Below are 10,415 nucleotides of genomic sequence, written 5' to 3'. Positions count from 1 at the left end.
GGTTTTTATCAAGGGATGCTGGGGCGGCAAGCCGATCTAGAAGGTTTCCAATGGTGGGCACAAAAGCTTGATGCAGGTGCAGATCTTGCGCAAGTAGCTGTGGATATCTTAGCCCTGAGCCTTGTTGAGCAAACACCCGATCAAAGCACTTGGATTCAAGGACTTTACCAAGGAATTTTGGGACGAGAAGCCCACGCCCAAAAAGTCGATGCTTGGCAATCAAGCGAAACGCTAACCGTCCTGGCCGAGCAATTACTGGCCTCTGCGGAGTATCAAAGTACCCAAGGGACCCAAATGGCAGTACAAGCTTGGGACTTTTGGGTTTAGGTTGGTCTCCCCGTCTTTGGGGCGGGGAGAATGTCAGAAGACCAATACGCGAGATAAAATTGAAGGTGATGGCTGATGCCGCAAGATAAAGGTAAGCAAACGTCAACTTTTACTGTGAGCTTACAAGAAGCGCAGCAGGCATTTGCCCGTGGTCAATATGCAGCGGCAGAGCAAGCTTTCCAAAATTTACATAAGCAAGATCCTTCAGTAAAAACCACCTTATATCTCGCGCAGTTAGCACACATCAGACAAGCAGGCGCTGAGTGGATTGCCCCTTTAAAACGCATCTTGCAGGCACATCCTGCCTTAGCAGAGGCACACTATCTTTTGGCGCATAGCTACCAACAAAACCGCCAGTTGCCCCAAGCGGTACAGAGTTTTTATCAAGCGTTAAGCTGGCGTTTGCAGCAGGTTTTAGCTGCAGGGCAAACCGCTTTGCCTATGTTGGAAGCCAGTTCTCCAGCACCTAATCTACCTACGCAAGCGTTAACCCTCTTATTACAGACCTTGGTGAGTTTAAAAAAAGCCGGCATCCATGCGTTTCCAACTGCAGGCACTTTACTAGGTCTAGAACGTACTGGCCAATTGTTGGCACAAGATAAGGATATTGATATCGGTGTGGATTGGGCACAAATGGATGTCAGTATGCAGCATTTACAACAAATAGGCTGGCAAGAAGAAAGCCTCTCTTATGGATTAATTAATCCACGCTGTTTGCGTCATCCTTCGGGCTTGGTGCTTGATTTATGTGGTTATGCAACCGAGCAAACCACAGGTGCCACTGTTTCAGGTTTGTGGATGCCGGAAGTTCCTTTTGCTTGGAACCGTATTACCCGTTTCCCTAAAATTCAAGTGGTCAACAAAGCTTCTCCGGTTGGTGATTTTTGGTATCCGCGTCATCCTGAACACCTTCTACAAGCTTTATATGGCCCAGATTGGCAAACCCCAGATCCTGATTTTGATACTATTGTTTGTGCACCGAATATTATGCAGGATTCTTATTTATATTACTGCCAAGCGTATGCGCGTCTTTATCATGGATTACAACAGGGCCGCTATAAAAAAATGCAGGCCATGTTACATGTTTTAATGCGTTTTAAACCTGAAGATATTTTATTGCAAAATCTTCTGCACTTCGTGCAACAACAACTGGGGGGATCTAAAGCACGCCGTGTGTTGGCTTTAGGCTATTTTGATCTTTTACACCCAGGACATATTAGCTATTTAACATCTGCTAAAGCACAGGGTGATTATTTAATTGTTGGTGTAGCGCCTGACAGCTTTGCCATCAAAAGTAAAGGGCGCACGCCCGTGATGAATCAACAAGAGCGTTTAAGCCTTGTGCAAGCCTTAGCCTGTGTCGATCAAGCGGTGTTGGTTGGGGCACCTATGGCAGAGACGGAGCAAGCCGCGCACTGGATTTGTGCGCAAGGGGTACACCTGGTGGTTTGCGGAGATGAATGGCAGCATACGCCCCGTTGGCAAGCCTTAGAGGCGGCATTACAGCCACAAGGGATTCAAGTGCAATATGTGCCTTATACACAAGGGATTTCTAGTACCCAGATTAAACAAAGAATCTTGCCGACCTAATAAAAAACCGCCAAGAAGAATGGCGGTTTTTATCGATTTTTTCTCAAGCAACCTTAGTGCGCAGCAAGGATACGCAACATACGGCGTAATGGCTCAGCAGCACCCCACAAGAGTTGATCACCTACAGAGAAAGCAGATAAATACTCAGGACCCATATGCATTTTACGCAAACGGCCCACAGGGATATTTAAAGTACCTGTAACTTTTGCAGGAGATAAACCCGCAATGGACGCTTCACGGGTATTGTCAACCACTTGTACCCAAGCATTATGCTCAGCAATCGCCGCTTGGATTTCATCCATAGGTACATCTTGGCGTAACTTAATGGTGAAAGCCTGGCTATGGCAACGCATAGCGCCAATACGTACACAAAGACCATCCACAGGAATTGGCTGGGCTTGCAAACCAAGAATTTTGTTGGTTTCGACAGAGCCTTTCCACTCTTCTTTACTTTGGCCATTATCCAATTGCTTATCAATGTAAGGAATCAGACTACCGGCTAAAGGGGCGCCAAAATGATCTGTTGGGAAGCTTTCAGCACGCATGCTTGCCGCTACTTGGCGATCAATATCCAAAATCGCTGAAGAAGGCGTCGCTAATTGATCTGCAACCGAATCACGCAGCACACCCATTTGATTGAGGAGCTCGCGCATATTTTGCGCACCTGCACCCGAGGCTGCTTGGTAAGTCATTGAAGACAGCCACTCAACCCAACCTTGCTTGAAAAGACCGCCTAGGCCCATCAACATCAAGCTCACGGTACAGTTGCCACCCACAAAGGTTTTGACGCCTTTTTGCAGGCCTTGTTGAATCAGATCACCATTGACAGGATCGAGAATAATCAGGCTATCTTCTGCCATACGCAAAGCAGACGCGGCATCGATCCAATACCCTTGCCAACCTTGTGCACGCAGCTTGGGATAGACCTCATTGGTGTAGTCGCCACCTTGACAAGTAATAATTACTTGCATGGCTTGCAGGTCATCAAGGTTATAAGCGTCTTTTAAAGGTGCGCTCCCTTGGCCAAAATCAGGACCGGCTTGGCCCACTTGTGAAGTAGTAAAAAATACCGGCTCCACGAGTTGGAAGTCGCCCTCTTCCTGCATACGTTGCATCAGTACGGAACCAACCATACCGCGCCAACCGATAAACCCTGTAGTAAGCTTAGACATAAAACCTCAAATTCTTTTAAATCAATGGATTAAGTCTTTGATTGGGTAGCAGCCCCCTAAAGCGCTGCAACCACCGCATCCCCCATAGCTGCAGTGCCGACTTTTTGGGTGCCGGCTTCTTGCGGGTTGTAAATATCTGCGGTGCGCAACCCTTGATCAAGGACTTTAGAAACCGCAGCTTCGATACGCTGCGCACTTGCTTCATCGCCTAAAGAATAACGTAACATCATCGCGGCCGATAAGATGGTCGCTAACGGATTGGCAATCCCTTGGCCTGCGATATCTGGTGCCGAACCATGACAAGGCTCATACATGCCTTGGTTATTTTCGTTTAAAGAAGCAGATGGCAACATGCCAATAGAACCGGTCAACATGGCCGCTTCATCCGATAAAATATCGCCAAACATATTGCCAGTGACTAAGACATCAAATTGCTTGGGGTTGCGCACTAATTGCATGGCCGCGTTATCAACGAGCATATGTGAAAGTTCCACTTCTGGATACTCTTTGGCCAGCTCAGTGATCACTTCTTTCCACAAGACAGTCACTTCTAATACGTTCGATTTATCAATCGAGCACAAGCGCTTATTGCGCTTTTGTGCCGCCTCAAAGGCAGCACGACCAATACGACGAATTTCCGACTCGCTATACACATAGGTATTAAAACCTTCGCGCTCGCCTTGCTCATTGGTGCGAATCCCACGCGGTTGGCCAAAATAAATGCCACCTGTGAGTTCACGAACAATTAAAATATCCAAACCTGCGACAATTTCCGGCTTCAGGCTAGAGGCGCTAGCAAGCTGTGGGTAGAGAATCGCAGGGCGTAAGTTGGCAAACAATCCCAGTTGTTTACGAATCCCCAATAAACCTTTTTCTGGGCGTAATTCCATCGGGTTGTTATCCCACTTAGGGCCACCCACAGCACCTAACAAGATCGCATCAGCAGCTTGCGCGGCTTCTAGTGTATCCTGTGGTAAAGGGTGAGCTTGCGCATCGATCGCCGCACCACCGATCAGCTTTTCTGTCAGTTGAATATCCAACGCGAGCGCATTTAACACCTTCACCGCTTCAGCCATAATTTCTGGGCCGATACCATCACCACCGAGTACAACGACTTGCTTTGTCATCACAAAGATCCTTTAAACAATGTGTTATTGAAATAACCAAGGGGTCACTTGGCTGCGCTGGGCTTCATAGGCACGGATAGCGTCGGCTTCTTGCAAAGTTAAACCAATATCATCTAAACCATTGAGCAGGCAGTAGCGGCGGAAACCATCGACCTCAAATGTAAATTCTGTTCCTGTCGGGGTGCGGATGCTTTGGTGCTCTAGATCGATACTGAGTTGATAGCCTACTTGTGCTTCCACCTCTTGGAATAGCTGATCTACTTGAGCTTCTGGCAAAACAATAGGTAAGATACCGTTTTTAAAGCAATTATTAAAAAAGATATCCGCAAAGCTAGGGGCAATCACGCAACGAAAGCCGGCATCTAGCAAGGCCCAAGGGGCATGTTCACGCGAGGAACCACAACCAAAATTCTTACGTGCTAATAAAATCTGTGCCCCCTGATAACGCGCTTGGTTCAGGATAAAATCCGGATTGAGCGGGCGCTGGCTGTTATCCATCCCAGGTTGACCTTCGTCAAGATAACGCAACTCATCAAACAAATTGGGACCAAAGCCAGAACGTTGGATCGATTTTAAAAACTGTTTAGGAATAATCATATCCGTATCGACATTGGCACGATCCATAGGCGCTACGGTAGCGGTTAATTGAGTAAAAGCTTGCATGGGATAAAGTCCTCTTACGCCTGTGCCAATTCGTTGCGTACATCGACAAAATGTCCATAAATCGCGGCCGCTGCAGCCATGATAGGACTCACAAGATGGGTACGCCCGCCAAAGCCTTGGCGTCCTTCAAAATTACGGTTGGACGTGGAAGCACAATGTTCACCCGCACCTAGTTTATCCGCATTCATCGCCAAACACATGGAGCAACCTGGCTCGCGCCATTCAAAGCCTGCATCGATAAAGATCTGGTGCAAACCTTCAGCTTCTGCTTGGCGTTTCACCAAACCTGAGCCTGGCACCACTAAGGCTTGTTTGATGGTGTCAGCAACACGACGTCCACGAATAATAGAAGCGGCCTCGCGCAAATCCTCAATCCGTGAATTGGTGCAAGAACCAATAAAAACACGATCCAGTTGAATGCTTGTGATTGGCTGATTCGCAGCCAAGCCCATATACTTGAGCGCACTTTCAATACCTTTGGCCTGGCTTTCGTCATGCGCTTGCGCTGGATCAGGCACTGTGTCGAGTACACTGACGACCATTTCAGGCGATGTGCCCCAAGTGACTTGCGGTGCAATGGTTTGCGCATCCAACTGAATATGCGCATCAAAATGGGCGTCTGCATCTGAATGCAATTCGCGCCATACGGCAACGGCTTGTTCCCAATGGGCCTCTTTGGGAGCAAAAGGACGGCCTTTGACATAGTTTAAGGTAGTCTCATCCACGGCTACCAAACCCACACGCGCGCCGCCTTCAATCGCCATGTTACATAAGGTCATACGGCCTTCCATGGAGAGGCTGCGAATAGCTTCACCAGCAAATTCCATGGCATACCCTGTACCCCCTGCGGTGCCTATTTTACCGATCACTGCAAGAATAATATCTTTCGCGGTGACGCCCGCTTGCAATTGCCCAGTCACCTCAATCAGCATATTTTTCATTTTACGCTGAATCAGACATTGGGTGGCTAACACATGCTCGACCTCTGAGGTGCCGATACCATGGGCTAAAGCCGCAAAAGCACCATGCGTTGCTGTGTGCGAATCACCACAAACGAGAGTCATCCCAGGCAAGGTCGCTCCTTGTTCTGGACCAACAACATGCACAATCCCTTGGCGCTCATCGTTGATTTTGAATTCAGTAATGCCAAAAGCATCACAGTTTTCATCCAAGGTCTGTACTTGAATCCGCGAGATCGGATCTTCAATCCCAGCGATGCCGGCTTGGCGTTCTTGTAAGGTCGTGGGTACATTATGATCTGGTGTCGCCAAGTTCGCTTGCAAGCGCCACGGCTTGCGTCCTGCAAGACGCAGACCTTCAAAGGCTTGGGGCGAGGTCACCTCATGCAATAAGTGACGGTCAATATATAAAAGAGCCGTACCGTCTTCACGTTCTTTCACAAGATGGGCATCCCACAACTTGTCATATAAAGTCTTACCGCCCATGGGTGAATCTCCTCTGTTAGGGCACTGCCTGTGCAAAGCAAAAGCACAGCAAACGAATCAGGGTTTTGGTTAGGTTTTTTATGAATTGTACTTATCCTAAAGGGCTTGCTTTAATAACACAAATTCATATTTTTTATTTATTCCATTCCAAAAAGGAATACCAAGATGGATACACCCAGCTTGCAAGCCTTTCTCGCAGTGGCGCAATGGCGCTCCTTTTCCTTAGCTGCGCAGCATCTGCATGTCACCCAACCGGCCATCAGTAAGCGTATTGCTAATTTAGAACATCAACTCGGCCATGCTTTATTTGATCGGATCGGTCGCCAAGTAACTTTGACCGAAGCAGGGCAAGCATTACAACCCAAAGCCCAAGCTATTTTATTAGCATTAGAAGATACTAAGCGTGCCCTCAATAATCTTTCTGGGCAAGTCAGTGGTGCTTTGACGTTAGCAACCAGTCACCATATAGGTTTGCATCGGTTGCCGCCTTTGTTGAAAACCTATACGCAGACTTATCCGCAAGTGAAGCTAGATTTACGTTTTTTAGATTCCGAACAAGCCTATGAAGGGATTTTACAAGGAGAACTAGAACTGGCCGTGGTGACCTTAGCACCTAATCCAAGTCCGGCTTTAATTGTGGAACCTGTGTGGTGGGATCGACTGCATTTTGTTGTCGCACGCGAGCATCCGTTAGCGAGTCATCAACAAAAGATGTTTAGTTTGCAGGATTTGACCGCATATGATGCTGTGTTACCTGGGCATCAAACCTTTACTCGTGGGATTGTGGAAGCAGAATTTGCTCAGCAAGGCTTGCCGTTAAATGTGGCCCTATCAACAAATTATTTAGAAACGCTCAAAATGATGGTCAGTATTGGCTTGGGCTGGAGTGTGCTGCCAGAAACGCTTATTGATGCCAGTATGCAGCCGTTACAAGTGCAACATGCCCCTTTAAGACGTCCGCTAGGTTATTTGTACCATAATGCCCGCACGCTTTCGAATGCGGCACAAAGTATGCTGTCTTTGCTGCAAGAGGAAGCCGAGCGACAGACCTAGCAGTGCATGTTCTCAGCCTTGGAAAAAGGTGATGAAAGGTTAAAGGTTAAAGCGGTGTGAGCGGTTCGCGTTGCGCAATACGGATTTGCCCTTTACCCGTGTGTTTACCTTGATACATGGCTTGATCTGCACATTCGACTAATAAACCTATTTCCTGTGCATGTTCGGGCGCATAGGCCATGCCGATGCTGGCACCTACATGAACTTGAATCTGTGTGTCCAAGGTGACAGGGCGTAATAAAATTTCCTGTATGCGCTGGGCAATTTTCAAAGCACTGGGTTTATCGTGTAATTGAGTCAAAAGCACTAAAAATTCATCACCACCAATACGAGCCACAAGATCTTGTTCTTTGACAGAAGCTTGTAAACGTTGCGCCACCACCTTTAAAAGCTCATCGCCTATTAAATGTCCGTAGGTATCATTAATGGGTTTAAAACCATCCAAATCGATAAAAAGCACACAAATATACAGACTGTCTTGCAACGCGGTTTGTAAAGCTTGTGCACCTTCTTGCTCAAAATGATGGCGATTAGCTAACCCAGTGAGAGCATCATGTAACGCACGATGGCGAATAGCATCCATTTCGCGTTTTTGTTCTGTGATATCTGTCATCACACAAGCATATTGATAAATATGCTGATGATGGTCATAAATAGCATTAATCCGGGTTTTTTGAATATATAAGCTACCATCGCGGCGGCGGTTGGTGATTTCTCCTGTCCATTCCCCTTGGGTATGTAATGTTTGCCAAAGTTGTTTAAAAAACGATTTATCATGCATTTGTGAGCTTAATAAAGCCACACTTTGTCCCTGGGCCTCGCTTGCTAGATAACCTGTCATCTGTGTAAATGCAGGATTTACCATTTGAATATAACCTTGGTTATCTGTGAGCATCATAGGCTCAGAGGCATATTCAAATAAGGTACGCGATAGTTGGGCTTCGGCACGGGATAAAGCCTGTGCGCTTAGATCGCGAAATAGAAATTGCTCTGCGGCATGTTCACCAAACAAAATAGGTGCACAAACCAGCTCAACAAAACGAATATCACCATCTAAGCGCCGAAGCTCAGCTTCCAAAGGTAAAGGTGGAGGTTCTTGACCGGTTCGCGGATCCAAATGTGCTTGTACTGCCGCTTGCACTTGTGGGTCTAAATAAGCACGTAAGGAGCGTCCTTCTAAAGCTTGCGAAGCGTTACAACCAAAGAGTTCGCGCGCGGCACGATTGAGTAAAAGTACCTTTTGCTGCCGGCAAATCACAATCGCTTCAGGAGAGAGATCAAACAGGTGCTGATATCTTTGTTCGCTTTCTTGATATTGACTTAACCAGCGGCTGGCCATTTGTGCTGCCGCTTGCCGACTATTAAGCACTAATAAACTAATCCCAGCACCTAAACAACTAATAAATAAACCGGCAATTAAAGCAGAAGTATTTAAATCTGCGACAGACACATAAAGTTCGCTACCTTGTGCGGGTGCTAAACGTAATTGTAGTTTTTGATCACCGAGTTGTAATTGTTTAAGGCTTTGTAATTTAAGTTGCCAAGGGGTTAAATCTTGGCTGCCTGTATCATAAGCAAAACGTCCTGTGTGTCTATGGCGCGGATCAATTACTTGGATTCTCAGTTTTTGATGATCACTTAGCTGATGATTTAACTCGTTAATTAGTTTAGAAAGGCTAAATCCTAAAGTGCTCCAACCAATAAAAGTAGTTTCTGTGCGAATTGGCAAGAGCATCAAATAATCGAGGGAATGTGATACAGAAGGCAAGAGCACTAAAGGCAAAGTAATGGCAGCTTGGTCTTGTTTGCGAGCTTGCTCAGCAGCGGCACGGCGTCTGTATTCTGTCCCTATATCATAACCACGAATTTGTGTGGAAATCGCTTGGGGCAGTACAAAACGAATCACAAGATAATCAGAGCGCCATCCTTGTGGGAAAATAGTAAAGCGGCCAAAATCTTCCCGTCTTTGTTGTAAATAAAAGTTTTTATGACCATCCGGTACATATTCAGTAAAGGTAATCCCGACAATACCTAAGGCTTTTAAGTCTAGCTGCATGGAAGCAAAAAAGGCGTCCCAATGCGTTTGATTAAGCTGCGGATGACTTAATACCAAACCACGCGTGGCTTTTAGCAAGGTGGGTAAGCGGTCTACTTTTTCTTGTAGCAGTAAGGTGGCTTGTTGTGCCAGTAATTCAAAGCGGTAAATTTTATCGCGACCTTCATTGTCCGCTAATAAACGGCTGTAATGATAGCTTGCGTAAATGAGCAGCGAAAAGATAAATAAGGTCGCTGCCATATTTAATACCAAGCGCCCTCGGGAGGCGGATGCGCACTCTAGCATTGATTCCTATCCACTCGCTATTCCACTAATCCTAATTGGGAGGGGGGACTGGCTACCAGTCAAAGCGCCTACAATTTTTCTGAGATACCACTGAGATGATAAGGGGTACAAAATAGCATTGTTTTCACTGAATTAGCTATCAGCCTGTGAAGATTATTGTAACAGGATTTTGACAAGAAAAGCGTTAATGATCAGATAAGAAGTAAAAAGAGCAAAAACAGGTGACACCTAGCTTACAAAACCTCATGCATCAAACGGTATGCGTTGGTCGCTTTCACAACCTAGCCATGTTCAAGTTGCACCATGAAAAACTTGGCTTATCGAAACTATCTTTTGACATTCTCCCCGCCCCAAAGACGGGGAGACCAACCTAAACCCAAAAGTCCCAAGCTTGTACTGCCATTTGGGTGCCTTGGGTACTTTGATACTCGGCAGAGGCCAGTAATTGCTCGGCCAGGCCGGTTAGCGTTTCGCTGGATTGCCAAGCATCGACTTCTTGGGCGTGGGCTTCTCGTCCCAAAATTCCTTGGTAAAGTCCTTGAATCCAAGTGCTTTGGTCAGGTGTTTGCTCAACAAGGCTCAGGGCTAAGATATCCACAGCCACTTGCGCAAGATCTGCACCTGCATCAAGCTTTTGTGCCCACCATTGGAAGCCTTCTAGATCGGCTTGCCGCCCCAGCATCCCTTGATAAAAACC

General features: G+C 46.6%; 9 protein-coding genes. 3 read left to right on the top strand and 6 right to left on the bottom strand.

Features of this window, described 5'->3' with window-relative positions; all coding sequences use genetic code 11:
- Positions 1–327 (top strand): DUF4214 domain-containing protein (locus BMX05_RS12170; protein ID WP_143051978.1); only part of this gene is annotated, 327 nt, incomplete at its 5' end.
- Between the two features lie 75 nt (positions 328–402).
- A complete protein-coding gene (locus tag BMX05_RS12165; RefSeq protein ID WP_093312560.1) occupies positions 403–1,917 on the top strand; it encodes an FAD synthase family protein in 1,515 nt (504 codons plus the stop codon).
- 53 nt (positions 1,918–1,970) lie between these two features.
- Here BMX05_RS12165 and asd read toward each other — a convergent pair whose 3' ends face one another.
- The 4 genes from asd to leuC are packed head-to-tail and all read right to left on the bottom strand — an operon-like array spanning position 1,971 to position 6,324.
- Complete coding sequence (gene asd / locus BMX05_RS12160) at positions 1,971–3,089, bottom strand: aspartate-semialdehyde dehydrogenase (RefSeq protein ID WP_093312557.1); 1,119 nt, start codon at positions 3,087–3,089, stop codon at positions 1,971–1,973.
- Positions 3,090–3,145: 56 nt separating this feature from the next.
- Entirely contained in the window at positions 3,146–4,216 is a 1,071-nt protein-coding gene (leuB, locus tag BMX05_RS12155) for a 3-isopropylmalate dehydrogenase (protein WP_093312555.1), read from the bottom strand.
- A gap of 24 nt (positions 4,217–4,240) precedes the next feature.
- Positions 4,241–4,879, bottom strand: coding sequence for a 3-isopropylmalate dehydratase small subunit (gene leuD, locus BMX05_RS12150; RefSeq protein WP_093312553.1), 639 nt, complete (start codon positions 4,877–4,879; stop codon positions 4,241–4,243).
- A gap of 14 nt (positions 4,880–4,893) precedes the next feature.
- Positions 4,894–6,324, bottom strand: coding sequence for a 3-isopropylmalate dehydratase large subunit (leuC, locus tag BMX05_RS12145; protein WP_093312550.1), 1,431 nt, complete (start codon positions 6,322–6,324; stop codon positions 4,894–4,896).
- A 165-nt stretch (positions 6,325–6,489) separates the two neighbouring features.
- Between leuC and BMX05_RS12140 the strand changes: the two genes are divergently transcribed.
- Complete coding sequence (locus tag BMX05_RS12140) at positions 6,490–7,377, top strand: LysR family transcriptional regulator (protein ID WP_093312548.1); 888 nt, start codon at positions 6,490–6,492, stop codon at positions 7,375–7,377.
- 46 nt (positions 7,378–7,423) lie between these two features.
- Here BMX05_RS12140 and BMX05_RS12135 read toward each other — a convergent pair whose 3' ends face one another.
- Together BMX05_RS12135 and BMX05_RS12130 are read right to left on the bottom strand one after the other, a co-directional pair.
- Positions 7,424–9,718: a diguanylate cyclase gene (locus BMX05_RS12135; protein ID WP_093312544.1), complete on the bottom strand. Its 2,295-nt coding sequence runs from the start codon at positions 9,716–9,718 to the stop codon at positions 7,424–7,426.
- A gap of 370 nt (positions 9,719–10,088) precedes the next feature.
- On the bottom strand, positions 10,089–10,415 hold a 327-nt coding region (locus tag BMX05_RS12130; protein WP_143051977.1), incomplete at its 5' end, for a DUF4214 domain-containing protein.

Source organism: Allopseudospirillum japonicum (genome assembly GCF_900108915.1).
Classification (GTDB): domain Bacteria; phylum Pseudomonadota; class Gammaproteobacteria; order Pseudomonadales; family Halomonadaceae; genus Pseudospirillum; species Pseudospirillum japonicum.
This window is presented reverse-complemented; position numbering and strand designations above follow the sequence as displayed.

Bases quoted from the DNA above. Each gene is read 5' to 3' on its own strand.
- BMX05_RS12165 (WP_093312560.1), top strand. From the start codon at position 403: ATGCCGCAAGATAAAGGTAAGCAAACGTCAACTTTTACTGTGAGCTTA.
- asd (WP_093312557.1), bottom strand. From the start codon at position 3,089: ATGTCTAAGCTTACTACAGGGTTTATCGGTTGGCGCGGTATGGTTGGT.
- leuB (WP_093312555.1), bottom strand. From the start codon at position 4,216: ATGACAAAGCAAGTCGTTGTACTCGGTGGTGATGGTATCGGCCCAGAA.
- leuD (WP_093312553.1), bottom strand. From the start codon at position 4,879: ATGCAAGCTTTTACTCAATTAACCGCTACCGTAGCGCCTATGGATCGT.
- leuC (WP_093312550.1), bottom strand. From the start codon at position 6,324: ATGGGCGGTAAGACTTTATATGACAAGTTGTGGGATGCCCATCTTGTG.
- BMX05_RS12140 (WP_093312548.1), top strand. From the start codon at position 6,490: ATGGATACACCCAGCTTGCAAGCCTTTCTCGCAGTGGCGCAATGGCGC.
- BMX05_RS12135 (WP_093312544.1), bottom strand. From the start codon at position 9,718: ATGCTAGAGTGCGCATCCGCCTCCCGAGGGCGCTTGGTATTAAATATG.